We start from the raw sequence: 25,276 nt of genomic DNA, 5'->3' as shown, positions 1-25,276 counted from the left end.
GTCAAATCTGGCGCGCAGCGGCAGGCGATGCCTTTGGCGATGACATCAGGAACGCGCTGGCAGCCAGCGTGGCGAGGCACAGCCCGAACGGCGCGAGATAGCTGATCGCGCTCAGGGCGCCGTTGAGAATCGAAGACAGGCCCCAGACGAGCGCATTGATCGCGATCGCGATCCCGAGGACCCAGCCCTGGCGATCATCGCTGACGGCCCGGGAAAACAGGGTGATGATCGCACCATAGGCGACCGATACGGTGATTGCCGTGGGAAAGGCGATGATCCAGAGCAGGTCGAGGCGGGGGACGGCGAGCGAGGCCGCGATCAGCCCGGCAGTGCTCCATAAGGACCATGTCGCGATGGCGCGCGGGTCGAACCGCTTCTCGAGCACGGGCAGACAGAGGCCGTAGGCGATGCAAAAGCCGATGCCGAGCGTGGCCATGAGCAATGAGATGGTGCCCGCATCCTCGCCGAACCGGTTCAGCACCAGGCTGGGCAGGAACAGGAAATAGGTTCCCCAGGCGGTCTGCATCAGGCCGAACACCCGCATCAGATGGCGGATGGCAGGATCGCGCAGCGCCGCGCGAAACCCCGCCACTCCCATCAGCAGATTGATCGGCGTCGGGTCGGCCTGCGCGGGAGGTTCGCGTGCCTCCTGGAATGTCGTCGCGATCAGGACGAGGCCGATCAGGGCGCCACCGGCGGTCAGGGCCATCGGAAGGATGAAATCGCTCAGGACAGCAGCGGCATCATGCGAGAACGCGCCGCCGATCAGCGGGCCGACGATGAAGCCCAGCGACGACGCGAACAGGCAGAGGCTGAGCGTGAGCGCGCGCGTCTGGCTGCTGCTCGCATCCACGGCAGCGGCCTGTGCGACGGCCTGGCTGCCTGCCGTGGCCCCTCCGATGAAGCGGCCGATCAGCAGCAGGGCGACGAGGTTATAGGCGATGGCGCCGCCGATCAGCGCAAAGCTCAAGGCCATGCCGAGCATGCAAAGGATCAGGATCCGCTTTCGCCCGATGCGGTCGGAGATCTCTCCGAGCACCGGCGCGGCATAGAGCATGACGAGTTCGTAGAGGCCGAGCGCGACGCCATAGACGAGATAGCGCAGGCCGGCAGGCGCTGCCGCCATCATCAGGGGCTGATCGCCGATGAGCGCCGCGGCAAGGACCGGCACGACGATCGTGTAGCCGATGCTGTCGATCAGGATGATGGCAAGGAGGGGGCCGACGCGCAGGATCATGGAGAGCGTCGTCATGCCGGCACTCGCGACGGCCGCGCCCTGTGCCGGGATCGTGCAGGGGAGGGCTCGTCCCGGCCAAGGATCATGACGTCAAATCTGCCTATCCATCCGGAACCGGCAACGCCTGAACTACCGAATGTTCGAAACGTTACGTCATGAAAACATTCACACGCCCATCTGTTGTGATCTGCCGGAAAGGTCAAGGCGCAAACTCCAGCCGAGCCGCACTCCCAAGGGTGGCTGTCTTGAGAGGGCTGGCTCGGTTCGCCTGAACCGTTACGGAGCTGTCGCTCCGTCGATTTTTGCTCTGGTTGTGCTGCGATCGGGATTGGCTGCTCGCGCCCGTGGCGGGCATGGGCCGTTCGAGCACATGTGCTGACCCGCGAGGTAGGCCACTTGACAAGGAAGATTCTTGGTGAAACGTTTCCACTAATGATGGAAACGTTTCCACGAGGGGATTGCMATGATTTATGACTCTCTCGATCGCCGTGCTTTCCTCCGGGGCGGGGCGGCAGCCGTTGGCGGGCTGGGGCTGCCATTCCCGGCGCAGGCGGCGGATGAGCGATCCCTGGTCGTGGCTATCCCTTCGAACCCGTCGACCTTCGATCCGATCAACCAGGGCAACCACGATGCCATGGTGGTCAATCAGCTCATCTTCGAGAATCTGATCGAGATCGACGGGGAGGGGCGGCGGCGGCCACTGCTTGCAAAGTCGCTGCCCGCGATCTCCGAAGACCGGACCGAATACATCTTCGAGCTGCGGGACGACGTCGCGTTTCAGAACGGACAGCCCTTCACGGCCGAGGACGTGAAGTACAGCTACGACTATATTCTCGACCCGGCCAACAAGGCGCTGCGGCGCTCGGTCTGGACGAATATCGAATCCGTCGAGATCCTGGCGCGCCACAAGGTGCGCTTCAAGATGAAGGCGCCGTTCCGGCCCTTCCTCGACTACATGACCAAATACATGGGTATCTTTCCGGCCGGGAGCCGCGAGAAATACGGCAACGAGATCTTCCAGAAGAGGCCTGAGGGCCTGGGAACCGGGCCCGGCATCTTCGTCTCCGCGCGGTCCAACGATGTCGTCGAGTTCCGCCGCAACCCGAATTACTGGCGCAAGGATCTCCCGGGCTGGGACCGGTTGCGCGTGCGGATCGTCTCCGAGGAGGCGGCCCGCATCGCGTCGCTGATGTCGAAATCGGTCCACATCATCGGGGCGCCGCCGGTCCGCGACTATCTGCGACTGCGGCAGGCCAAGGCGCAGGGCATCACCGGGGCGAGCCGTCCGGCGCTCGGCAGCATGATGCTGATGATCCACAACACCCGAAAGCCACCGTTCGACGACCCCGATTTCCGCAAGGCGGTTTCGCTGGCGACCGATCGCAAGACCATCGCCGAGAAGATCTTCAACGGTCTGGTCGAGCCCTCGGCTGTGCCCGCTCCCGCCTCGGCCTGGTGGTACAATGCCAAGGCGGCTGAAGACCTGGCCTTCAACCTGGAAAGAGCGAAGGCTCATCTCGCCAAATCCCGTTATGCGTCCGGGGCCGAATTCGAGTTGCTCTATTCGTCGCAGGGTTATCTGCTGGACGTCGCGGACGCGGCCCTCTTCATCCAGGCATCGCTGGCCCGGCTCGGAATCAAGGTCAAACTCCAGCCGCTCGAGACCGGCCAACTCATCGAGCAGGTTTTTGGCGGCAACCAGACCTCCGCGCTCATGGCGGTCATCGGTCCCTCCGATCCCACCTTCATCATTCAGGGCATCTATACACCGAACCAGGTGATGACGCGCAGCTCCGGCTACAGCAACGAGCGGCTCAATACGCTTCTGACCGAGAGCTTCCGTGTCGACGACGAAAAGTCTCTGGGACCGATCCTGGCCGATATGCAGGCGATCCTGGCGGCGGACTCGCCGTCGACCTGGATCGGAGCCGTCCACAGCTTCAACCTCTGGCGCAGCAATGTGCAGGGCTTCGAGCCGAATACCGGGATCACGCTGCGCCTGACCGACGCGGCCGTGGCCGATCTCCGCTGAGGCGAGAAACCATGTGGTTTGCCAGTCGCATTCTCAGCAGTCTTGCCGTGCTCGTCGTGGTCAGCGCGCTCCTCTTCGCGCTCACGCGGCTGACCCCGCTCTCGCCGGCGCGGATCGTGCTCGGCACGGACGCCACCGTCGAGCAGATCCATGAGTTCGAGCGCGATCGCGGTCTCGACCGCGCTTTGCCCGCCCAATACGCAGCATGGGTTGCGCAGCTTCCCCGCTCGGGCTTCGGCACCTCCTATATCACCGGCCGTTCGATCGATCTCGAGCTGCGCGAGAGCCTGCCGGTCACCGTCGAACTGGTGGTCGCGACCTTTCTCCTGACGCTGGCCGGCGCGATTCCGCTCGGCCTGGTCGCCGGGCTGACGGAAGACCGCTGGCCGGACCACCTGATCAGGGTGCTATCCCTGATGGCGGTGTCGGTCCCGGGATTCTGGCTCGCCCTGATCCTGATCCGTGTCTTTGCCGTCAGGCTGGGCTGGGTGCCGCCGATCGGGATTACGCCGCTCTCGGAAGGCTGGCACGCCCATCTCGCCTCCCTGGTGCTGCCGGCCTTGTCGATCGCGCTCTACTATATCGGTGCGCTCAGCCGCCTGATGCGCGCTTCCGTCATCGAGATCCTGGGTCAGGACTACGTCCGCACCGCGCATGCTCTCGGCTTGAGACGCAGTCTGGTCGCGCGCTACGTGGTGAAGAACGCGCTTCCACCCTTCGTCAGCGTCGCCGGGATGTCGTTCGGCTACATGTTCGGCTGGGCGATCATCATCGAGCTGKTCTTCAACATACCRGGTCTTTCGCGGGCCCTGCTGACCGCCATCACGCAACGCGACTATCCGATGATCCAGGCTACCGTCCTGGTCGTCACGGTGATGTTCATCCTCTCAAATCTCGCTGCCGATCTCATCCAGCGGCTGATCAATCCGAGGCTGAGACATGCTTGACGCCGCGCGTTCGACAGCACCTGCGCCAATGGCATCGGCCGCCGGCATCCGCGCCGTGCCCCGGCTGTCCGGGCTCACCGGCACGATGTGCCGCCTCGCTCAGACGCGCATCGGCCTGGCCGGGTTGGTCATCGTCGGCTTCGTCGTCCTGGCTGCGCTTCTCGCCCCCTGGCTCCCTCTGCACGATCCCCTCGATCTGATGATGGAGCATCGGCTGGAGCCTCCGGGGCCGTCATTCCTGCTGGGCACCGACGAGGTCGGCCGCGACATCCTCGCCCGGCTCGTCTGGGGTGCGCGCGGATCCCTGATGATCGGCGTGCTGACCGTCGCGATCGGCCTCTCCGGCGGGCTCTTGGTCGGTATCCTCTCCGGCTACTACAGCGGCACGCTCGTCGAGACCGTCCTGCTCGGCCTGATGGATATCTTCGCGGCGATCCCGCTGCTCGTCTGGGCGATCGCGATCGTCGGAATCTTCGGCACCGGATCGGTGCAGCTGGGGCCGCTCGTGCTCCCCAACGAAGCCAAGATCATTCTCCTCGTCGGCTTGCTGTTCATCCCCGGGCTGGCGCGCGTCGCCCACGGCCTGGCCCTGGCCGAGGCCAGGGCGGATTACGTAGCAGCGCGGCGCCTGCAAGGCGCGGGGTCCTGGTCCATCATGGCCAGCGATATCCTGCCCAACATCCTCTCGCCGATCTTCGTCCAGGCGAGCGTCCTGATCGGCATCGGCATCATCATCGAAGCCTCGCTCAGCTTCATCGGGCTTGGCGTGCAGCCACCGACCCCGAGCTGGGGTGGAATGCTGGCCGATGCGCGCTCGCTCGCCTTCTCCGACGAATGGTGGGTCGCGACCTGGCCGGGCCTGGCGATCTTCCTGACCGTGATCGGCTTCAACCTCGTCGGCGACGCCCTCCGGACGGTGCTCGATCCCCGGCGGCGTGATGGGGGACCGGCACTATGAGCGCGCCCGTGCTGTCCCTGAATGACCTGTCCATCGCTTTTGGTCAGGGCGCCGCGTCCCGGACGGTGGTTCACGGCGTCACCCTCCAGGTGCGGGCCGGCGAAAAACTCGCGATCGTCGGCGAGTCGGGCTCGGGCAAGAGCGTCACCGCGCTGGCGATCATGCACCTGCTTGGGCGCTCGGGCCGGGTCGTGGGGGGCGCGATGAACCTCGAAGGGCAGGACATCACGGCCATTCCCGAGAGCGCCTGCCGCGACCTGCGTGGCCGCAAGGTGGCCATGATCTTCCAGGATCCGATGACCGCGCTCAATCCCGCCTTCACGATCGGCCGGCAGCTCGTCGACGCCATTCGCAGCCATGACGATCCGGGCCCCGGGGCGGCCTGGTCGGAGGCCAAACAGCTCCTCGGCAAGGTTGGTATCGACGATCCGCACCGCCGGAGCGGCCAATATCCCCATGAGCTCAGCGGCGGCATGCGCCAGCGTGTGCTGATCGCGATGGCGATCGCCTGCCGGCCGCGCCTGCTGATCGCAGACGAGCCGACGACGGCGCTCGACGTCACCGTTCAGGCCCAGGTGGTTGCGCTGCTGCGCGACATCAGCGCGACATTCGGGATCACCCTGCTGTTCATCTCGCATAATCTCGATCTCGTCGCGGAGTTCTGCGACCAGATCGCGGTGATGTATCGCGGCCGGATCGTCGAAACCGGCAGCACGGAGGCGATCTTCACGTCGCCACGTCACCCCTACACGCGTCTCCTGCTGGACTCCGTGCCAAGGCCAGGCCGCCCGCTGCGCGCCGCTGAGCCCGGCCGCCTGACCGGGAACCCCGGCGAAGGCGCCTGCGATTTCCTGCCGCGCTGCCCTCTGGCTGACACGGACTGCAGCTTGCGGCCGAGCCTGCGGGGTGAGGGCGGCCATGTCAGCGCCTGCTGGCGGAGCGTCTGAGATGAGCCAAGCCGAAACAGTCCCGCCGCCGCTCCTTGCCGCCGCAGGCGCAAGCCGGCGCTACCCCCTGGCGCGTTCGGCGCTGGCGCGCCTGCTCGACCGGAGGACGACGTCGGCTCTGCTCGGGGCGAGCTTCGAGGTCCAGGCCGGCGACGTGCTCGGCATCGTCGGCGAAAGCGGCAGCGGCAAGTCGACGCTCGCGCGGCTTCTCGTCGGGCTCGACCGTCCGAGCAGCGGTCAGGTCTCGTTCGAAGGACGCGATCTTGCGAGCTTTGCGGCCGCGGACTGGCAGCGTTTCCGAAACCGCGTGCAGTTCGTCTTCCAGGGCGCACACACGGCCTTGAACCCGCGCAAGACCGTCGCGCGCAGCCTGAGCGAAGCCTTCGGCGGGCCGCTCGCGCCGGGAGCGCTCGATGCCCTGCTGGCGCAGGTCAGCCTCGGGCCGGAACTGCTCGGTCGGCTGCCGCATCAGCTATCGGGCGGCCAGAAGCAGCGGATCGGGATCGCCCGCGCCCTGGCCAGGAAGCCGGAGGTGCTGATCGCCGACGAGCCGACATCGGCTCTCGACGTCTCCGTGCAGAACGAGATCATTGCGCTGCTTCAGCAGCTGCATCGCGACAGGCACCTGACGCTGGTGATCATCAGCCACGATCTCGGGCTCGTCGGGGCGTTCTGCGACCGCGTGCTGGTGATGTATGCCGGCCGTATCGTCGAAATGGGTCCTGCCGCAGAGATTCTGGCGGCGCCAGCGCATCCCTATACGCAGCGCCTGGTCGCCGCCATCCCGCGCGGGCTCGCCGGGCGCAATCGCCCGGCCGAACCGCCACTGCCCGAAGCGGCCCGCCATGGCGGCTGCCCCTTCGAACCCCGTTGCAGCAACCGGATTCCGATCTGTGCGCAAAGCGAGCCACCCGAGGTTCACCTCGGCGATCGGCTCGTCCGTTGTCACGCAGCGCCCATCTCGGTCCAAAACCTAGCGGAGACCAACCTATGACAGCGCGCTCGTTTCGAGTGGGTGCCGATATCGGCGGCACCTTCACGGATATCACCTTCCTGGAGAACGGTCAGACGGTCCATTCGTTCAAACGACCGTCGACGCCCGACGACTACAGCCGCGGCATCGTCGAGGGCGTGCTTGCGTTGCTGGCTCGCATCGGCGGCAAGCCGACCGAGATCGAGGAGGTCGTGCACGCCACGACCGTGGCAACCAACGCGATCCTGGAGGGCAAGGGCGCCACGACCGCGCTGCTGACGACGCGCGGATTCCGCGACGTCCTCGAGCTCGGCCGGCTGCGCATGCCCGAGCTCTACAATCTGAATTATGAAAAGCCGACACCGCTGGTGCCGCGCCATCGGCGCTACGAGATTGCCGAGCGCATGGGAGCCCATGGCGACATCGTCCTGCCCCTGGACGAGGACAGCGTCGTCGAGGCGGCGCGCAGCATAGCGGCGAGCGACACGCGAGCAGTCKCGGTCAGTTTCCTGCACGCCTATGCCAATCCGCAGCACGAGCGGCGGGCCTGCGAGATTCTCACCGGGATGCTCGGCCCCGAGGTCTTCGTCAGCTGCTCCAGCGATGTCCTGCCGGAGATCCGCGAATACGAGCGGACGAGCACGGTGGTGGTCAACGCCTATCTCGGGCCCGTCGTGCGCTCCTATCTGCGCGCCTTGTCGACGCGGCTGCGCGATGCCGGCATTCACGCACCGCTGCAGGTCATGCAGTCGAGCGGAGGCGTGATGAGTGCCTTGTCCGCGAGCGAGAAGCCGGCCTGCATCATCGAGTCCGGTCCCGCGGCCGGCGTCATCGCTGCCGCCCGCATCGGAGCGGCGGGACGCTCAAACGATATCATCACGATCGACATGGGCGGCACGACCGCCAAGGCCGCGATCATCGAGCAGGGCCAGCCGGCACGCACGACGGAGTACGAGGTCGGGACCGGGATCAACATCTCGAGCAAGCTGATCAAGGGCGGCGGGCACGCGGTGAAGCTGCCGTTCATCGACGTCTCCGAGATCGGCGCCGGCGGCGGCAGCATCATCCGGGTCGATGCCGGCGGCCTGATCCAGGTCGGTCCCGACAGTGCCGGCGCCGTCCCGGGCCCGGCCTGCTACGGCACAGGCGGAACCCGCCCGACGCTGACCGACGCGCTCGTCGTGCTCGGCTACATCAATCCGGAATACATCGCCGGCGGTGCCGTGCGCCTCGATGCGGAGCGCTCGCGGCGTGCGATCAGCGAGCAGGTCTGCGTCCCCACGGGGCTTGATCTCGAGACGGCCGCCCATGGCGTCTACGCCATCGCGGCCTCGACGATGATGCGAGCCGTCAAGGCCGTCTCGACCTATCGCGGTCGCGATCCGCGCGACTTCACCCTGTTCGCCTTCGGCGGCAACGGTCCGGCGGTGGCAGCCGAGATCGCGCGCCTCCTCGACATGAGGCGTGTCGTCGTCCCGTCCCATCCCGGCGTCTTCAGCGCGCTTGGCCTGCTCTACTCGACGACCGAGCACGACCTGATGCAGACCTATTTCTGCGCGCTCGAGGCGATCGACTCCGACAGGCTCGATACGGCCTACCGCAAGCTCGAGACCAGCATGTTCGCCGGCCTGGAGGCCGACGGCTTCACCAGAGCGGACATCGAAATCGAGCGGCTGGCCGACCTGCGTTACGCCGGGCAGGCCTATGAGCTGACGATCGGGCTGACCGACCGTCCGGGCGACCCCATCGACATCGCCGCCATGGGCGCGGCCTTCCACCGCGAGCACAAGCAGACCTACGGCCATGCATCGACGAGCGATCCGCTCGAGATCGTCAATATCCGCGTGACCGGCCGTCCCCGCAGCGACAGGACCGACGCCTATCGGCCCTCGGCCCCGGACGCGCGAACGGGGGAGCCGGGCTCTCCATCGATGCGGACCTGCTGGTTCGGACCGGACTGGGGGCACCTGGAGACGCCGATCATCACGCGTCTCGACCTCGCGGCCGGCGACCGGGAAAGCCCGCTGATCGTCGAGGAATACGACGCCACCTGCGTGGTTCCTCCTGGCTGGACGGCGGGTCTCGACGAATTGGGCAATCTCGTACTCACAGCCTCGGAAAGGTGACGTCATGCTCGCCCCTCATAGTGCCCCCCATTCTGGCCCCGAATTGTCGCGCTCCGATCCGGTGACCCTGGAGATCGTCAAGAACGCGCTCGCGTCCATCGCCGACGAGATGGCGCTCGTCATCCTGCGCAGCGCCTATTCGCCGATCGTCCGGGACTCGATGGACTACTCGACGGCGCTCTGCGATCGAAACGGCCTGATCATCGCCCAGGGCCTCACCAATCCGGTGCATCTCGGCTCGTTCCCGAGCGTGATGGTCAACATCCTGAAACGCTTCGGCGGGACGATGCAGCCGGGCGACGGCTACATCACCAACGACCCCTACGGGGCCGGCGGCATGCATTTGCCGGACGTCTATCTGGTCAAGCCGGTGTTCCACGCCGGCCATGTCGAAGGCTTCGTAGCGAGCCTCGTCCACCACACTGATCTCGGCGGCATGGCGCCGGGCAGCATGGCCCTGCATGCCACCGAGATCTTCCAGGAAGGATTGCGGATCCCGCTTATCAAGGTGATGCACGAAGACCGGATGGACGAGAACCTCCTGGCTTTCCTGGAGGTCAATTCCCGCGTTCCGGAACAGGTTCTGGGCGATCTTCGGGCCCAGATTGCGGCCTGCGCCGCGGCCGAACGCGGCTTCGGCAAGGTGCTCGAAAAATACGGCGCGCCGGCCATGCGCGGAATGCTGGCGGAACTGCACGACTACGCGGAAAAGCTCGTCCGCGACGAGATCCGCGCGATGCCTGACGGCGTCTATAAGGCCGAGGATTTCATCGACGGCCTCGGCGAGGGCGGCGGGCCGATCCGCTTCAAGGTGACGATCACGGTTGCGGGCGACGAGCTTGAGATCGACTGGACGGGGACCAGCGGGGAGGTTCCGGGCGCCATCAACGGACCCGTCGCGATCACCTATTCGGTCGCCTATGCCGCCTTGCGCTGCGCCGTCCAGGCAGCGGTTCCAAACTGCGAGGGTTATACGCGGCCGGTTCGGGTCGTGGCTCCGCTCGGCACCATCGTCAACCCGCGTCCGCCGGCGGCCTGCGCGGCCCGCGGCGTCATGGCCTATCGGATGCTCGATGTGCTGTTCAACGCGTTTGCCCAGATCGTGCCGGACCGGATGCCGGCCGCTGGCGAGGGCGGACCCTCCGCCGTGTCGCTCAGCGGAATCCACGAGGGGAAGACCTGGCTGATCACCGATGGCATTCTCGGAAGCTGGGGCGGCCGGGCCACGAAGGACGGGGTCGACGGTATCGCCAACCCCGGGGCGAACCTCTCGAACATGCCTATTGAACTGATCGAGGCGCGCTATCCCTTGCGGATCGAGAGCTATGGTCTCGTTGCCAATTCAGGCGGTGCCGGCCGCCGCCGTGGCGGCATGGCGATCACGCGCTCGTACCGTATCCTCGGGGATGACGCGCAGCTGACAATCCGCTCGGACCGGCGCGCGCATCTGCCGCCGGGCCTCTTCGGCGGATGTCCGGGCTCTCCATCGCTCAATATCATCGATCGGAACGGCACGACTGAACTGCTCCCGGTGATGCCGATGCGGACGCTCGCTCTCAGCAAGGGCGATCTCTTCACCCATGTCGCCCCCGGCGGGGCAGGCAATGGCGATCCGCTCGAACGTGACCCGGACCATGTCGCAGCCGATGTCCGCGACGGCCGCTTCACCAGGGAGTTCGCCCGCGACGTCTATGGTGTCGTAACCGGAGCGAACGGTCGCGCAGACCGGGTCGCAACGGACATTCGTCGCGATGGCCTGGCGTCCGATTTGCCGAAACTGGCGGAAGCGCAGCTCCGTCTCTTCATGGAAGGGGATCAGGGCCGCGCGGCGCTGAGCCCGGAATATGAGGGAGAGCTGGCATGACGGCGCAAGTCGCACTCTCGGCAATCGATCCGGGCCACAACCGGACCGATTGCCGCCGGCACGATCTCGCCCGGCTCCTGCGCCCAAGCTGGGCGGAGCTCGATTTCGGTGCATTGAGCCGGAATGTCGCGGCAACGCGCAGTCTGGTCGGACGGGATGTTCGCATCTACTTCGTCTGCAAGGGCGACGGCTTCGGCTTTGGCGCCGCCGCGGTCGCGAAGGCCGCGGAACGGGCCGGCGTCGACGGCTTTTGCGCCGGCAGCCCTGACGAAGTCGTTTCGATCCGCAGCACCGGCACGACGCTTCCCGTCCTGTTGTTCGCGTCGACCACGCCGGGCGATCTGCCGGCCGCCGCCAGGCTCGGCGCCACGGTCACGGTCCAGAGCATGGCCGATATGGACGCGGTGCTGACGGCTGGCGAGCGGATCGAGGTCTTTGTCGAGGTCGATTGCGGGCTTGGCCGCTACGGCCTGCGCCCCGAGCAATGGCCCGGCGTGCTGCAGCGTCTTCGTGCCGCCGATCATGTCAGGGTGCGCGGCCTGTACTCGCATCTCAGCACTCCGGATGATCCGGGCGTCAGCAGGCAGCAGGCAGAGCTCTTCCGGCAGGCGGCAGCCGATGGTGCGGCAGCCGGCCACGACGATCTCATCCTCATGCTGGCGTCGAGCCGGGTGGTGCTGGCCTATCCCGACATGCTCTTCAATGCGGTCGACCCCGGGCGCCTGATCTATGGCGGCGGGCTTGACGAGCACTGGATGGAGAGCGGCGGCCTCTCGCCTCTGCTCACCGCCGTGAAATCCCGGATCATCCAGGTCCAGGAGCATCCTCCGGGAACGGTGCTGGGGATCGGCTATGGCGCGCCGATCGCCATCGAAGGCGGCATGCGGACCGCGGTCGCGCCGATCGGGTTCTGGGATGGGCTGAACCATGTTCCGCCGCTCGGGGAGGTTCTGATCCACGGCCGGCGCTGCCCCGTGCTCGGGCGCCGGACCTTTCAGCATTCGGTCATCGACGTGACGGGGATCTCCAACGTCGCCCCCGGCGATGAGGTCGTGGTCCTGGGGCGGCAGGGCACCGACGAAATCTCGATCCATGATCTCGCGGCGGCGATCGGCATCACGGTCATCGAACTGGTCCCGCGGCTCGCGCGCTCCTTGCCGCACGTGTATGTCGGCCAGGGGCAGGAGAGGGACGGTTGGCGTGGCTAAGATGGGGACGAGGCAGTCGGCGGACGAGCCCAGGCCGATCACGATCAAGGACGTCGCGAGCCGGGCCGGTGTCGGGCTCGGCACCGCTTCACGGGTTCTCAATGGCAACGAGAATGTCGCGCCTCATTTGCGCGAGCAGGTTTTCAAGGCCGTCCAGGACCTGGGCTATCACCCCAATTCCGTGGCGCGCTCCATGCGGCTCGGAAAAAGCTACGCCGTCGGCTGCCTCGTCACGGATATCCGCCAGCCCATAGCGGCTGAAATGATCGCCGCCGCGGAAAATACCCTGCGTCGCGCCGGCTACACGCTGATCGTTGCCAGCACGCATTTCGACGACAGCCGCGAGGCCGAGATCCTGTCGCTGCTGCAGAACCGCGTCGTCGACGGCATGCTCCTGGCGGTCAATCGCGACAATGATCCGGAGACGGCGCGGCGGCTTACCGCCATCTCGATTCCAATGGTGCTCTGGGAGCGCAGCCCCGATGGCGGTTTCGATACCGTCCTGACGGAGCATCGCGTCGGCGCCCGCAGGGCAACCGAGCATCTGCTCGCGCTGGGGCATCGCGAGATCGCGCTCGTCGCCGGCCACCTCGACACCTGGGTCGGGCGGGAGCAGCGGGCCGGTTTCGATGCGGCGTTCGCAGACCGGGGGCTGGAGCCGCCGGCAGGTCGTATCTTCGAGGTGGGCGCATTCGGAGCCCGCAAGCTTGAGGCCCTATGCCGTGGCGAGCGGCCGATCACGGCGATCATCGCCAATATCGACGAGATCCCCGGTATCCTGCATTTCTGCGCGAAACGCGGCCTCGTGCTGCCGCGCGACATGTCGATCGTGTCGATCGGTGACGCCAGTATCCTGGAAGTCATGACGCCATCGATCACGGCCGTGCGCGGCAACGGCACGAAAGTAGCCCAGCTCGCAGCCACGCTTCTGCTGAAGAAAATGTCCGACAAGCAGCCGGAAACGGCATCGGAGCGCTTATCCGTCGGCATGCAACTCAAGGTCCGGCATTCCACGGCGCCTTTGAACGATGGCGGCGGCGAGCATGTTTAGCGTCCGCAAAATCGTTGCTGATCACTGATCGATCGTCTCGGCTCCACGGTGGTGGAGAGGAAAGTCATGATGTCCCTCCATGTCAGAACACCGACACACCACTCGTCTGCTCTCTCCCGGGCGAGCGGGCGAAGGGTGTGGCTGAAGCTTGAATCCCTTCAGCCCTCGGGGTCCTTCAAGCTCCGCGGAATTGGCCTTGCGTGTCAGGACCATGCCAGGCGCGGCGTGAAACGCTTCGTCAGCTCGTCTGGCGGCAATGCCGGGATCGCCGTCGCCTATGCCGGGCGTGAGCTCGACATCCCCGTCACGGTTGTCGTCCCCGAGACGACATCGCCAAGAGCCTGTCGCCTGATCTCGGACATGAAGGCCGATGTCCTGATCCACGGTGCGTCCTGGCAGGAGGCAAACGAGCGCGCGCTTGCGATGCTGGGTGAGAGCGATGCGTTCATCCACCCCTTCGACGACCCGGTGGTGTGGCGGGGGCACTCGACGATCATCGATGAGGTGGTCGAGGATGGAGTGCAGCCCGACCTCGTCGTTCTCTCCGTCGGCGGCGGCGGATTGCTCAGTGGCGTCATCGAAGGCTTGCAGCGCCACACGCTGAACTGTCCCGTTCTTGCGGTGGAGACGACGGGCGCGTCCTCCTTTGCCCAGTCGGTTGCCCGGGGCGAGCGCATCGTTCTGCCAGCGATCGAGAGCATCGCCACCTCGCTCGGTGCGCGCCAGGTCTCGGAGCATGCCTTTGCTCTTCTTGCACAGCATCGCATCGACTGCGCCGTGGTCTCGGATCTTCAGGCGGTGGAGGCGTGCCTGCGGTTCCTGGACGACCATCGCATCCTCGTCGAACCGGCATGCGGGGCGAGCATCGCCACGCTCTACCAGAATGTCGCGGAACTCGCCGATTACCAGAACATCCTGGTCATCGTCTGCGGCGGGGCGACATCGACGGTGGAGCAATTGACTGTATGGCGCCACAGTCTCTCATCAGAAAGTGAAATCTAGGACGAGGCCTGTGTTTCCGCAGCGCGTGTCAAACAACGCTTGAAATTCAACTTGGGGTGATTGTGATGTCGGTCGATATTCGGGGCGAATACATCGAGAGAGCGGCCCTCGTCGTCATGCATTATCAGGTCGACGTGTTCGAGATCCTGTTCGGAGAGAAGCCATCGCCCTTGCTGGATCGGTGCAACGCACTGATCCGGCGCTGGCGCGCCACGGGCCGGCCGGTGCTGTTCCCGAATTTTTCGCTGGGCGCAGACTATGAACATGCCCCGCCGGGAACCAACCGCCAGATCACGCCCTATCTCCCGAGCGGACGATTTCGCACCGGTCTGCCCGTCGCGGGCCTCGCGATCGAGCCGGGTGACCTCGTCTATGCCTGTCCGCGCGCCAGCGTCTTCCACGGCACGTCACTCGACGCCGACCTTCGCACGCGCGGTGTCAGCACGCTCGTCATGGCCGGGATCAGCACCACCGGCGTGGTCCTGTCCAGCGTCGCCTGGGCCTGTGATGCGGATTACGATCTGCGTCTGGTCCAGGACTGCTGCTTTGATCCGGATCAGGAGGCCCATGACGCCCTGTTCCGCTCCGGGTTCGGCGGACGCGTCCTGGTCCTGTGAGGCGGAATGCAGCTTGACCTGCGGCGGGACGCTGGGCCGTTCGAAGGACGCGGAGGGAGGGGCCGACGCGCAGGATCACAGGCAGCGTCGTCATGCCGACAATCCCAACTGGCGCGCCCTGTGCCCGGATTTCGCGGGGAAGGGAACCGCGAGCGGACACCGCAAGACCCCGGTAGAGTGTGCCAGGCTTGGCGGATGCTGACAGGCGTTGCCTGTCTGTCAGCGGGGCGGCTTGTCGGACTCCGAGGATGCCGATGGCGTTAGCTGCGGACTGGCCGCCTTGGCGATGGTGCCGGGGTCCGGAACGGCCTCGGCCATCGCAATGGCGTCGCTCTCGATCGAGGCGGCGAGGCGGCGGTAATCGTCGAAGTTGAACATCGCGCAGCGCCCGTCCTGGGACCACTGGGTGATCACCTCCCAGACGAGATCGTACTCCTCGCAGACGCTGCGAAACCGTAGATCCTGCATTCGTGCGAAGCGATTGCGGAACGCAGGAATCTTAAGCATGAGACGGGCAAGCCCGCGTTCTTGAGCCGACATGGTACGCCCCTCATGAACCCACCAGAAGACATAGGCAAGGAACGCATAGGCAAGGGCGGAAGGCGGCAGCGATATCGAGTGTCGCAATTTCTGCTGGGAATACTGACACGAAGCGACATCCGCTTCAAATATACTTTCAAGTGACGTCGACCATTTGTGTATGGGATGCGGGATCGTAGTTAAGGCAGGTTTGCCGGATTCGCAGAGAGTCGCCACCGGGTTTCCGATGCTGCATTCAAAGCAACGATTTGGACCGGCTGCGTTGCCGTCAGCCCTTGGCGCGCGCGGGCGTGGTGCGAGACGGAACGGGGCGGGTTTAGTCCAGCCTGATCAAGAAAGATCCCGCGCGACGTCCAGAAAGGCCTTGATCGCCTTGTTGTCCMGGCGTTCGCTCAAGCAGATCAGGGATTCCTCCATCAGGATCGGCGGCCCGTCGAGGGCGATGCGCACCAGGCCGCGATCGCCGCGCAGCTCGGCCTCCGAGACGAAACCGATGCCGCCACTCGCCGCCACGATGTCGAGCGCAGCCTCGCGCCCTTCGACCTCGATGGCGTAGGTCAGCCTGACGCCGGTCTCGGACGCGCGCTGTTCGAGCAGCCGGCGCGTCCGCGAGCCGCTTTCCCGGATCACGAGCGCCATGCCGGCAAGCTCCGCCAGCGACAGCGACCGGCGCGCGGCAAAGGGATGGTCGGCTGCGACGACGGCGATGATCCGCGCTGCATTCAGCGCAACGAACTCGAAATCGCGGTGCGGGGCCATGTCGCCGAGGACGCCGATATCGGCCTCGTAGCTTTGCAGTTGCGCCACGATGGTCTCGGTATTGCCGGCGCTCACCGTGATCCGCACACCCGGATAGATCTCGCGGAACGCCGTCAGCACATGCAGGACATGATGGACGGAATCGGCCGCGAGCCGCAGGGTCCCGAGCCGCAAGGCGCGCGACTCTAAGAGCAGCCCGCGCGCCTGGTCCTCGGCATCGAACAGGCGGTGCGTGATCGCGAGCAGCCTTTCGCCCATCGCGGTCAGGGCGATCTGCCTGTGCTGCCGGCTGAACAGCAGCACGTCATACTCCTCCTCGAGCTTGCGGACCTGATCGGAGATCGCCGGCTGCGTCAGGTTCAGCTCGCTCGCGGCGCGTGAGAAGCCGCCGGCGAGCGCGACCTGGTGGAAGGCACGGAGCTGGACATAGCGCATGGCGGGATMCGGGCAGGGTGGAGCCGGGGAGGCGATACGCATCAATGCAACGATTCAATTTATGCGTCGATCGAAAATAACGATTTTTCAGATGCTCCATTGCCGGCGATGATGCCGACATCGAAAGCAGTCGCCAGTCGAAAGCAGTCGCCAGGGGAACGCCCGCCGCAACGCCGGCGCGTCGCCTTGGCCCGGGAGTTTCAGATATGTCAGGTCTTTCCGCCAAGCTCGTGCATACCGAAGGCGAGTCGAACACCTCGGCGGCGCGCGGCGCCTGGTCGGCGCGGCTCGATGACAAGGCGACGCAGAGCCTGCTGAAGCGCKACGCGGACGCCTTCCTGCACCAGAGCCTGTCGAGCCCCTGCGTCACGGCGATCGCCAAGGCCGAGGGCATCTGGATCGAGGATACGGCCGGGCGCCGCTACATGGATTTCCATGGCAACAGCGTCCACCATATCGGCTATGGCCATCCCCGCCTGAAGGCTGCGATCAAGCAGCAGATCGACGATCTCTGCTTCGCGCCGCGCCGCTTCACCTGCGAGCCCGCGGTCGAGCTGGCCGAGACGCTGGGCCGCCTTGCCCCGGGCGATCTCGGCAAGGTGCTGTTCACGACGGGCGGTTCGGATGCGGTGGAGGTGGCGCTCAGGCTCGCGCGCGCCGCAACCGGGCGCTTCAAGACCTTGTCCTTCTGGKATGCGTTTCACGGTGCGGGCTTCGGCGCCTCGAGCGTCGGCGGCGAGGCGACCTTCCGCTCCGGCATTGCCGGGCCGCTCCTGCCGGGCGCGGAGCATGTCGCGCCCTGGGCGAACCATCACTGCGCCTATGGCCATAACAGCMTGGAGGATTCGGCTCGCGCCTGCGCCAGCATGATCTCCTATGTGCTCGGCCGGGAGGGCGATTTCGCGGCCCTCGTCGCCGAGCCGATGCGGGCGACCCCGAACCCGCCGGCGCCCGGCTTCTGGAAACTGGTGCGCGAGGCTTGCGACCGCCACGGCACGCTCCTGATCTTCGACGAGATTCCGACCGGGCTCGGCAAGACCGGCCGCTTCTTCACCAGCGAGCATGACGGGGTGACGCCGGACATTCTCGTCGTCGGCAAGGCGCTGGGCGGCGGCATCCTGCCGATCGCCGCGGCGATCGCGCGGCGCGACCTCGATGTCGCCGGCGATTTCGCGATTGGCCACTACACCCATGAGAAGAACCCGGTGACGACGCGCGCGGCACTGACCACGATCGCGATCATCCGCGAGGAGGGTCTGCCGGAGCGCGCAGCTGAGCTCGGTGGCCTGGCGATCGCGCGCCTGCGCGCCTTCGGCGAGGGCTCGCCCCATGTCGGCGACGTGCGCGGGCGCGGGCTGATGTTCGGGGTCGAGATCGTGGCCGACAAGGCGGACATGGCGCCCGACAACGCGCTCGCCGAACGGGTCTATTATCGCTGCCTCGAAGCCGGGCTGAGCTTCAAGATCAGCCAGGGCAACGTGCTGACGCTCTCGCCGCCGCTGGTGATCCCGCAAGCCGACCTGGACCGCGCGCTCGACATCGTCGAGACCGCGATCGCGGCCGGCTGAGGCGCCTCTGACTTCCCGACCGAAAGGGTCCGCTATGAAAGCCGTCCGCACGGACCGTGAACTGGAATGCCCCGAGATCGACGCCGGCCTGCGAGCCCGCGGCGTCGAGCTCGTCACCTTGCCCGATGGCATCCCGGAGGCCGTGCTGATCGAGGCCGTCGCCGACGCCGAGCTGATCCTGATGTGCTACACGCCGATCACGGCCCGCGTCATCGCGGCTGCGCCCAGGCTCAAGGGCATCGTCAAATACGGCGTCGGCATCGATGCGATCGATATCCCCGCCGCAAGCGCGCGTGGGATCCCGGTCGTCAATGTTCCTGAATATGCCGAGGAGACCGTCGCGGAGGGCGCCTTCGCCCTGATGATCGCGCTGGCCAAGCGCCTGCCCGAAATCGGCCGCGCCATGGCGACTGAGGGCTGGATCTGGCCGGAACAGCGCTGGATCGGCCGCGATATCTCCGGCGCCACGCTCGGGCTCGTCGGTGCCGGCAAGATCGGCCGCAGCATGGCCCGGATGGCGGGGCAGGGCTTTCGGGCCCGGGTTCTCGGCTACGATCCCCATGTCGACCGGGCAACGCTCGCTGAGGCCGGCATCGAGAAGGTCGACGATCTGCATGCGATGCTGCGCCAATGCGATTTCGTCTCGCTCCATTGCGTGCTGAACGCGGCGACACGCGGCTTGATCGGCCGCGCCGAGCTCGCCTGCCTGAAACCCTCCGCCGTGCTGGTCAACGTCTCCAGGGGAGCGCTGATCGACGAGGCGGCGCTCGTCGAGGCCGTGCTGGCCGACCGTCTCGGCGGCGTCGGGCTCGACGTCTATTCGACGGAACCGCTGGCCAAGGCCGGGCATGTGCTCAGCCCGCTCTTTGGCCGCGACGACGTCATTCTCTTCCCGCACCTGACCTTCTTCACGGTCGAGGCGATGCGGCGCCTCTCGGAGGATACGCTCGCCCGCTGCTTCGAGGTTCTCGACGGGCGGCCGGTCGAGGTGCGCTCGCGTGATCCACGGCTCCGCGCGCAGCGCGAGAACGTCGCCTTCGCCTGACGCGCAAATGTACCCGCTTCCCCCGGGCGGCTTCATCCCGACCGCAGCGCGCGGATGTCGCTGCGGTCGTCCGGCAGCTTGGCCGTGACGTCGAAGAAGGCTTTGACGACGGAACGCATCCGCTCGCTCTTGAGGCAGGCGACATAATCCGTGCTCGCCACCTCGCCATCGCTGAGCTGCAGGGTGGTGAAGCGTCCGGAGCCATAGGCTTCGAGCTCCCAGACGATGCCGTGGCCGAGGCCGGCCGCCACCGCCTCGCACAAGGCCTCGCGGCTGCCCAGTTCGAGGACATAGCGCGGCTTGGCCTTGGCGCGGGCGAAGGCGGCGTCCACGAGCTTCTGCGTCATCGAGCCGTCTTCGCKACCGATCATCGCCTCGCCGTCCAGCTCGGACAGCGAGATCGATTGGCGACCGGCCCAGCGGTGGCTGTTGGCGACGATCACCACGCCGCGGTGATGCCAGAGCGGCATCGCGTGGATATGCGGATGGTCCGCGACGGCGGGCAGGATGCCGATATCGACATGGCGGTCGAGCAGCGCCTGCCGCACCATCCGGCTGTTGCCGGTCGAGACCGAGAGCCTGACCCGCGGATGCAACGCCATGAAGCGGGCGAACAGGCCCATCACGATATGGGGGCCGTCCACAGCCAGCCGCAGGCTGCCATCCTGCAGTTCCTGCGACGCCGCCAGCGTTTCCTCGATCAGCTCGTCCAGGCTCGCGAGCTGGCGCGACAGCGAATAGAGCCGCTCGCCCGCCTCGGTGAGCCGGACACGCCGTCCTTCGCGATGCAGCAGCTTGATGCCATGCCGCTCCTCCAGGGCTTTGACCTGGATCGTCAGCGCCGGCTGCGTCAGCCCGAGCACCTCGGCGGCCCGCGAAAAGCTGCCTTCGCGCGCCACCGCATCGAAGGCCCGGATCTGCGTGTAGATCATCGGTGATCGCACTCGTACCCATTAATTTCTCTATGTATCGATATAAAACTTCTAATTTGTCTAATAGTTTTAGCGCTGCGACGTTCGGCTCATGGATCAACCCGAGGCGAACATCGTGGACAGCGCAGAAACACATTCGCAGGCAGCAGCAGCACTCGCGCTGGCCAGGAGCCGGCGCGCCCAGAGCGTCGCAGCCCTGGCCGAGATCGTCCGGATCCGCAGCCTCACGGGAGAGGAGGGGGCGGCGCAGGGGCGCATGGTCGAGATCCTGTCTTCCGCCGGGGCTGCCGTCACGCAGGCCGAGCCGGATGTCGAGGCGATGTTCAAGGCCTTCCCCGATGTCGCGCAGTATCCGACGCATTGGCAGCACGACCTGATCCTGCCCTATGCCGGGCTCCCGACCTTCGAGGCCCTGCGCGACAGCGGCCTCGAGCCGGTGCTGAACTATGATGGCAGGCCCAATGTCGTCGGCACCTGGCGGGGCACGGGCGGCGGGCGCTCGCTTATTCTCAACGCCCATATCGATACGGTCACCGTCGAGCCCCTGGCGCAATGGACGCGCGATCCCTTCGGCGCGGAGATCACTGACGGCCTGATGTATGGACGCGGCACCTCCGACATGAAGGGCGGCCTGATGGCCGCGCTGCTGGCGATGCGCTATCTCAGCGAGGCCGGAACGCGCCTGAACGGCGACGTCACGCTGCACTGCGTCGTCAACGAGGAGCATGCCGGCAACGGCACGCTCGACCTCGTCACGCGTGGGGCTGCGGCCGATGCGGCCGTGGTGCTGGAACCGACCAGCAACACCATCGCCTACAGCCATCCCGGCGGTCTCTACTGGCAGGTCACGCTGAGCGGGGTCCAGCGCTCGCCGGGCGCGCGCTGGAACGGCGGCACGCTGGAGGGGCTGGGAGCGGTCGACATGCTGCCGCCGGTGATCGAGGCGCTGCTCGGGCTCGAGCGCCGCTACAACCAGGGCACGCCGGCCGGCGCCAAGCCGCCCTTTTCACTGACCATGGGCAAGATCGCGGGCGGCCATTACGAGACGGTTACGGCCGGGGAGGTGGTGATCAAGGGCGGTGCCTATTTCGCGCCCTCGCTCGGTGCCGTGACCGATATCATGGATGGTTTCCGTGACGCGATCGCAGGCGCCAACGCCGCCGACGAGAGGCTGCGCCGCCATCCCGCCAGGCTCGAATTCCTGCATCATGACGACAGCACGGATCAGCCCGCTGACCTTCCCGTTGCGCGTGTGATGGGGGAGGTGCTGGCGCGACGGGGGGGAGACGGCACGGCCTATCCCGGCCATTTCTGTTGCGACATGCGCCATCTCGTGAACCAGGGCGGAATCCCGAGCATCATCTTCGGGCCGGGCTCCATCGCCCAGGCGCACAAGCCCGACGAGCATATTCCGATCGACGATTTTCTCGCGGCGATCGAACACCTGATCGCGTTCATCGCGGAGTGGTGCGGCACGGAACGGTAGGAGGCGGCCCAGCAAGGGTTCGCCCAATCATAAAGGGGATGTCCAGACATGGGTATGAGCAGGCTTCCGGCTATCCTCGCAGCAACGCCGCTGGCGCTCGCTCTTTGCGGCGCCGCTGCGCTGGCACAGAGCTGTCCCAAGACCGGCGGGACGCTGACCTATGTCTATTCGCTCGAGCCGACCTCGCTGTCGACGATCGCCACCTCGGCCGTTCCGGTCGCGCTGATCTCGACCAAGATCTATGAGAGCCTGCTGACCTATGAGGGCCCGGCCCTGACGCCGAAGCCGGGCCTCGCCGAATCCTGGACGATCTCCGACGACAAGAAGACCTATACGTTCAAGCTGCGGCCGGGCGTGACCTGGCATGACGGCAAGCCCTTCACGGCGCAGGATGTGAAGTTCAGCGTCGAGGACATCATCCGCCCCTATCATTCCCGCGGAAAAGTCTATTTCGGCGACGTCGAGGCGGTCGAGACGCCCGATGACCTGACCGTGGTGTTCAAGCTCAAGGCGCCGGTGCCGTTCTTCATGAACGTCTTCCAGCCCGGCGAGGCGCCGATCATGCCAAGGCACGCCTTCGACGGCGTCGACGTGAAGGCGGTGGCTGCGGTCCGCGCTGCGCCGATCATGCAGAACCCGGTCGGGACCGGCCCGTTCCGCTTCAAGGAATGGCGCAAGGGCAGCCACATCACGCTGGAGCGCAATCCAGGCTACTGGCGCAAGGGCTTCCCCTGTCTCGACCAGGTCGTGCAGCGGATCATGCCGGACGGCGCGGCGCGCGCGATCGCCATCGAGACCGGCGAGGTCGATCTCGCCCCGATGAGCAGCCTGCCCGAGGCGGAGGTGCAGCGGCTCGAGAAGATCCCGGCGCTGGAGGCCTCGCAGGCCGGAGCCGAGGCGCTCGGTCCCAATCTCTGGCTCGAGGTCAACATGCGCGATAAGCCGCTCGCCGATCTCAAGGTCAGGCAGGCGCTCAGCCTCGCGCTTGACCGCGAGCGCATCGTCGATGTGATCTGGTACGGCCAGGGCAAGCCGGCGCGCGGTCCCGTCGTCAGCACGAACTCCGCCTTCAACACGGCGCTGAAGCCCTATGAGTACAACCCGCGCAAGGCCAACCAGCTTCTCGACGAGGCCGGCTATCGGCGCGGTGCCGACGGGGTCCGCTTCAAGATCACCCAGCATTTCCTGCCCTATGGCGAGAACTGGGCCCGGCTCGGCGAATATGTCCGCCAGGAGCTCGGCAAGGTCGGCATCGCGGTCGAGACCCAGAGCGCCGATCTCGGCGGCTGGCTGAAGGCCGTCTACACCGACTGGAGCTTCAATCTCACCAGCACCTTCTCGCATAACTATTCCGATCCCTCGATCGGCGTGGAGCGCACCTTCCATTCCGACTTCATCAGGAAGGGCGCCACCTTCACCAACTCGATGGGCTACCGGAATGCGCGGGTCGACCAGCTCTTCGGGCTCGCCGCCCGCGAGATTGATCCGGCTGCCCGCAAGAAGCAGTTCGACGAGCTGCAGCAGATCCTGCACGACGAGCTGCCGGTGATCTTCCTGATGGAGATGTCCTACACCCATGTCTGGAACCGCAAGGTGAAGGGCCTGATCACCAACGGCATCTCGATGTATTCATCCTGGGACGGGGTCTCCAAGGACTGATGGGAACGCCGATGCGCTCGCGCCCCGTCATCACCTCCTCGTTCCGGGAAACGGCCTGATGTCCTCCCTGTCACTCGGTTTCGTGTCCGTTCGCCTGCTCCAGGTGGTTCCGAGCGTGCTGGGCATCGCGGTGCTGAACTTCGCGCTGCTCCACCTCGCGCCCGGCGACGCGGCCGAGATCATCGGCGCGCAGTCCGGCGGTGCATCGAAGGAGTTCGTCGACGAACTCCGGCGCTCGTTCGGCATCGACCGGCCGCTCTACCAGCAGTTCTTCATCTATCTCGGCAAGCTGCTGACCTTCGATCTCGGCGTCTCCAACGTCCAGCAGCGGCCGGTGCTGGACCTGATCGCAGACCGCATGCCGGCGACGCTCCTGCTGATGCTGACGGCGATCGGGATTGCCATCGTGGTCGGCGTGCTCTGTGGCGTCGTCGCGGCGATGCGGCACCGCAAATGGGTCGACACGATCGTCTCGGTGCTGGCGCTGCTGTGCTATGCGATGCCGCAGTTCTGGCTCGGCCTGATGCTGATCGTGCTGTTTTCGGTGACGCTGGGCGTGCTGCCTTCGGGCGGCATGATGACGATCGGCGCGCAGATGGGGCCGCTGGCCCGCGCCCTCGACATCGCCCGCCACCTCGTGCTGCCGGCGCTGACGCTCGGGCTCTTCTATGCCGCGGTCTATGCCCGGCTGATGCGGGCCTCGATGCTCGAGGTCTATTCATCCGATTTCATCACGACGGCCCGCGCCAAGGGCCTGTCGGAGGGACGCATCAGCCTGACGCATGCAGCCCGCAACGCGCTGATGCCGGTTGTGACGCTGGGCGGTGTCCAGATCGGCCATATGCTCGGCGGTTCGATCCTGGTCGAGACCGTGTTCGGCTGGCCGGGCCTCGGGCGCCTGCTGTTCGACGGCCTGCTGCAGCGCGACCTGAACCTGCTGCTCGGCATCCTGTTCATCTCGTCGATCCTGGTCGTGCTCTGCAACCTGCTCGTCGACCTCGTTTATGGCCTTATCGACCCGAGGATCCTGGCGCGATGAAGCGGAGCTTGCATTTCTGGCGGCGTTTCCGTCGCAACCGGGGCGCGGTCGTCGGCCTCGTCCTGCTGCTGGCGATCGTGCTCGCGGCGATATTCGGCCCGATGGTCTACACGGTCGATCCCTTCGACATGATCGGGCGACCGGCGCAGACGCCCTCCGCGCGCTTTCCGCTCGGCACCGACGTGACCGGACGGGATATCCTCGCCGGCCTGCTGCATGGCGGCCGGGTCTCGCTGCTGATCGGGGTGGCGGCGAGCCTGTGCGCGACGATCCTGGGTGTCGTCGTCGGAGCGGCCGCCGGCTATTGCGGCCGGGGGAGCGACATCCTGCTGATGCGGCTCACCGATTTCTTCCTGACGATTCCCTCCTTCGTCCTGGCGGTGGTGATCATCGCGATCTTCCGGCCCTCGCTGATCAGCGTGATGAGCGCGATCGCGATCGTGTCCTGGCCGCCGGTCGCGCGGCTGGCACGGGCCGAATTCATGGCCCATCGCGACCGGGAATACGTCCAGGCTTGCCGCTCCATGGGAATGTCCGATTTTCGCATCGCGGCGCGGCATATCCTGCCCAACGCCCTGCCACCGGTCATCGTCGTCTCGTCCCTGCTGGTGGCGACGGCCATCCTGACGGAATCCGGCCTGTCCTTCCTTGGGCTCTCGGACCCGAACGTCGTCTCCTGGGGCTATATGATCGGCATCGGCCGCACCATGCTGCGGACGGCGTGGTGGATGTCGGCGATCCCCGGCATGGCCATCCTGCTGACGGTGCTCTGCATCAATCTCGTCGGTGAGGGCCTGAGCGACGCGCTCAATCCGAAGCTGCAGGAGCGCTGAGGCAACACCCGCTGAACT

Annotated in this window: 21 protein-coding genes; 17 read left to right on the top strand and 4 right to left on the bottom strand. The window is 66.2% G+C overall.

Going from position 1 to position 25,276, the window contains the following annotated elements; translation table 11 throughout:
- Position 1: 1 nt before the first annotated feature.
- Entirely contained in the window at positions 2-1,252 is a 1,251-nt protein-coding gene (locus AC1DIO_RS19355; RefSeq protein ID WP_476775955.1) for an MFS transporter, read from the bottom strand.
- Positions 1,253-1,811: 559 nt separating this feature from the next.
- On the opposite strand from AC1DIO_RS19355, the gene AC1DIO_RS19350 reads away from it, so the two are divergent.
- The 11 genes from AC1DIO_RS19350 to AC1DIO_RS19300 all read left to right on the top strand — a co-directional run bounded on the left by AC1DIO_RS19350 (position 1,812) and on the right by AC1DIO_RS19300 (position 14,962).
- Positions 1,812-3,269, top strand: a complete 1,458-nt coding sequence (locus AC1DIO_RS19350) for an ABC transporter substrate-binding protein (protein ID WP_476853919.1) — start codon at positions 1,812-1,814, stop codon at positions 3,267-3,269.
- 11 nt (positions 3,270-3,280) lie between these two features.
- Positions 3,281-4,216, top strand: a complete 936-nt coding sequence (locus tag AC1DIO_RS19345; protein WP_476853918.1) for an ABC transporter permease — start codon at positions 3,281-3,283, stop codon at positions 4,214-4,216.
- The gene (locus AC1DIO_RS19340) at positions 4,209-5,174 is read left to right on the top strand and encodes an ABC transporter permease (protein ID WP_476853917.1); all 966 of its coding nucleotides are present in this window, start codon (positions 4,209-4,211) and stop codon (positions 5,172-5,174) included. Before AC1DIO_RS19345 ends, AC1DIO_RS19340 begins: the two co-directional genes overlap by 8 nt.
- Positions 5,171-6,121 carry an ABC transporter ATP-binding protein gene (locus AC1DIO_RS19335; protein WP_476853916.1) on the top strand — a complete coding sequence of 317 codons (951 nt, stop codon included), beginning with the start codon at positions 5,171-5,173 and terminating at the stop codon, positions 6,119-6,121. The genes AC1DIO_RS19340 and AC1DIO_RS19335 overlap by 4 nt, the downstream gene beginning before the upstream one ends.
- Before the next feature lies 1 nt (position 6,122).
- Positions 6,123-7,115 carry an ABC transporter ATP-binding protein gene (locus AC1DIO_RS19330; protein WP_476853915.1) on the top strand — a complete coding sequence of 331 codons (993 nt, stop codon included), beginning with the start codon at positions 6,123-6,125 and terminating at the stop codon, positions 7,113-7,115.
- A complete protein-coding gene (locus tag AC1DIO_RS19325; protein ID WP_476853914.1) occupies positions 7,112-9,220 on the top strand; it encodes a hydantoinase/oxoprolinase family protein in 2,109 nt (702 codons plus the stop codon). Before AC1DIO_RS19330 ends, AC1DIO_RS19325 begins: the two co-directional genes overlap by 4 nt.
- A gap of 4 nt (positions 9,221-9,224) precedes the next feature.
- Positions 9,225-11,084: a hydantoinase B/oxoprolinase family protein gene (locus tag AC1DIO_RS19320; RefSeq protein WP_476853913.1), complete on the top strand. Its 1,860-nt coding sequence runs from the start codon at positions 9,225-9,227 to the stop codon at positions 11,082-11,084.
- Complete coding sequence (gene alr, locus AC1DIO_RS19315) at positions 11,081-12,292, top strand: alanine racemase (protein ID WP_476853912.1); 1,212 nt, start codon at positions 11,081-11,083, stop codon at positions 12,290-12,292. The genes AC1DIO_RS19320 and alr overlap by 4 nt, the downstream gene beginning before the upstream one ends.
- Before the next feature lies 1 nt (position 12,293).
- The gene (locus tag AC1DIO_RS19310) at positions 12,294-13,343 is read left to right on the top strand and encodes a LacI family DNA-binding transcriptional regulator (RefSeq protein ID WP_476776027.1); all 1,050 of its coding nucleotides are present in this window, start codon (positions 12,294-12,296) and stop codon (positions 13,341-13,343) included.
- Positions 13,344-13,409: 66 nt separating this feature from the next.
- Positions 13,410-14,345 (top strand): pyridoxal-phosphate dependent enzyme, encoded by a 936-nt coding sequence (locus AC1DIO_RS19305; RefSeq protein WP_476775947.1) that lies wholly within the window; start codon positions 13,410-13,412, stop codon positions 14,343-14,345.
- 65 nt (positions 14,346-14,410) lie between these two features.
- Complete coding sequence (locus AC1DIO_RS19300) at positions 14,411-14,962, top strand: cysteine hydrolase family protein (RefSeq protein ID WP_476775946.1); 552 nt, start codon at positions 14,411-14,413, stop codon at positions 14,960-14,962.
- Between the two features lie 219 nt (positions 14,963-15,181).
- On the opposite strand, the gene AC1DIO_RS19295 is transcribed toward AC1DIO_RS19300, so the two are convergent.
- On the bottom strand, positions 15,182-15,718 hold the full coding sequence (locus AC1DIO_RS19295) for a hypothetical protein (protein WP_476775945.1): 537 nt from the start codon (positions 15,716-15,718) through the stop codon (positions 15,182-15,184).
- Between the two features lie 114 nt (positions 15,719-15,832).
- Positions 15,833-16,696, bottom strand: coding sequence for a LysR substrate-binding domain-containing protein (locus tag AC1DIO_RS19290; protein WP_476853911.1), 864 nt, complete (start codon positions 16,694-16,696; stop codon positions 15,833-15,835).
- Positions 16,697-16,902: 206 nt separating this feature from the next.
- Here AC1DIO_RS19290 and pbfA point away from each other — a divergent pair, with 206 nt between their 5' ends.
- The gene (gene pbfA / locus AC1DIO_RS19285) at positions 16,903-18,264 is read left to right on the top strand and encodes a (R)-1-hydroxy-2-aminoethylphosphonate ammonia-lyase (RefSeq protein ID WP_476853910.1); all 1,362 of its coding nucleotides are present in this window, start codon (positions 16,903-16,905) and stop codon (positions 18,262-18,264) included.
- Between the two features lie 34 nt (positions 18,265-18,298).
- Positions 18,299-19,309, top strand: coding sequence for a 2-hydroxyacid dehydrogenase (locus AC1DIO_RS19280; RefSeq protein ID WP_476775942.1), 1,011 nt, complete (start codon positions 18,299-18,301; stop codon positions 19,307-19,309).
- A gap of 32 nt (positions 19,310-19,341) precedes the next feature.
- Here the strand turns inward: AC1DIO_RS19280 and AC1DIO_RS19275 are convergent, their stop codons facing one another.
- A complete protein-coding gene (locus tag AC1DIO_RS19275; protein ID WP_476853909.1) occupies positions 19,342-20,241 on the bottom strand; it encodes a LysR substrate-binding domain-containing protein in 900 nt (299 codons plus the stop codon).
- A gap of 115 nt (positions 20,242-20,356) precedes the next feature.
- Between AC1DIO_RS19275 and AC1DIO_RS19270 the strand changes: the two genes are divergently transcribed.
- Genes AC1DIO_RS19270 through AC1DIO_RS19255 form a run of 4 tightly spaced genes read left to right on the top strand, consistent with a single transcriptional unit; the run spans position 20,357 to position 25,258 of the window.
- A complete protein-coding gene (locus tag AC1DIO_RS19270; protein WP_441491342.1) occupies positions 20,357-21,727 on the top strand; it encodes a M20/M25/M40 family metallo-hydrolase in 1,371 nt (456 codons plus the stop codon).
- A 48-nt stretch (positions 21,728-21,775) separates the two neighbouring features.
- A complete protein-coding gene (locus AC1DIO_RS19265) occupies positions 21,776-23,386 on the top strand; it encodes an ABC transporter substrate-binding protein (protein WP_441491343.1) in 1,611 nt (536 codons plus the stop codon).
- Between the two features lie 58 nt (positions 23,387-23,444).
- Entirely contained in the window at positions 23,445-24,425 is a 981-nt protein-coding gene (locus AC1DIO_RS19260) for an ABC transporter permease (protein ID WP_441491344.1), read from the top strand.
- Positions 24,422-25,258 carry an ABC transporter permease gene (locus tag AC1DIO_RS19255; protein WP_441491345.1) on the top strand — a complete coding sequence of 279 codons (837 nt, stop codon included), beginning with the start codon at positions 24,422-24,424 and terminating at the stop codon, positions 25,256-25,258. The genes AC1DIO_RS19260 and AC1DIO_RS19255 overlap by 4 nt, the downstream gene beginning before the upstream one ends.
- The last annotated feature ends 18 nt before the right edge of the window (positions 25,259-25,276 follow it).

Source organism: Allobosea sp. 05T439 (assembly GCF_056396005.1).
This window is presented reverse-complemented; position numbering and strand designations above follow the sequence as displayed.

What these genes read in the sequence shown, in the direction of transcription:
- AC1DIO_RS19355 (WP_476775955.1), bottom strand. Translation starts at nt 1,252, where the DNA reads ATGACGACGCTCTCCATGATCCTGCGCGTCGGCCCCCTCCTTGCCATC.
- AC1DIO_RS19340 (WP_476853917.1), top strand. Translation starts at nt 4,209, where the DNA reads ATGCTTGACGCCGCGCGTTCGACAGCACCTGCGCCAATGGCATCGGCC.
- AC1DIO_RS19335 (WP_476853916.1), top strand. Translation starts at nt 5,171, where the DNA reads ATGAGCGCGCCCGTGCTGTCCCTGAATGACCTGTCCATCGCTTTTGGT.
- AC1DIO_RS19330 (WP_476853915.1), top strand. Translation starts at nt 6,123, where the DNA reads ATGAGCCAAGCCGAAACAGTCCCGCCGCCGCTCCTTGCCGCCGCAGGC.
- AC1DIO_RS19320 (WP_476853913.1), top strand. Translation starts at nt 9,225, where the DNA reads ATGCTCGCCCCTCATAGTGCCCCCCATTCTGGCCCCGAATTGTCGCGC.
- alr (WP_476853912.1), top strand. Translation starts at nt 11,081, where the DNA reads ATGACGGCGCAAGTCGCACTCTCGGCAATCGATCCGGGCCACAACCGG.
- AC1DIO_RS19310 (WP_476776027.1), top strand. Translation starts at nt 12,294, where the DNA reads ATGGGGACGAGGCAGTCGGCGGACGAGCCCAGGCCGATCACGATCAAG.
- AC1DIO_RS19305 (WP_476775947.1), top strand. Translation starts at nt 13,410, where the DNA reads ATGATGTCCCTCCATGTCAGAACACCGACACACCACTCGTCTGCTCTC.
- AC1DIO_RS19300 (WP_476775946.1), top strand. Translation starts at nt 14,411, where the DNA reads ATGTCGGTCGATATTCGGGGCGAATACATCGAGAGAGCGGCCCTCGTC.
- AC1DIO_RS19280 (WP_476775942.1), top strand. Translation starts at nt 18,299, where the DNA reads ATGAAAGCCGTCCGCACGGACCGTGAACTGGAATGCCCCGAGATCGAC.
- AC1DIO_RS19265 (WP_441491343.1), top strand. Translation starts at nt 21,776, where the DNA reads ATGGGTATGAGCAGGCTTCCGGCTATCCTCGCAGCAACGCCGCTGGCG.
- AC1DIO_RS19260 (WP_441491344.1), top strand. Translation starts at nt 23,445, where the DNA reads ATGTCCTCCCTGTCACTCGGTTTCGTGTCCGTTCGCCTGCTCCAGGTG.
- AC1DIO_RS19255 (WP_441491345.1), top strand. Translation starts at nt 24,422, where the DNA reads ATGAAGCGGAGCTTGCATTTCTGGCGGCGTTTCCGTCGCAACCGGGGC.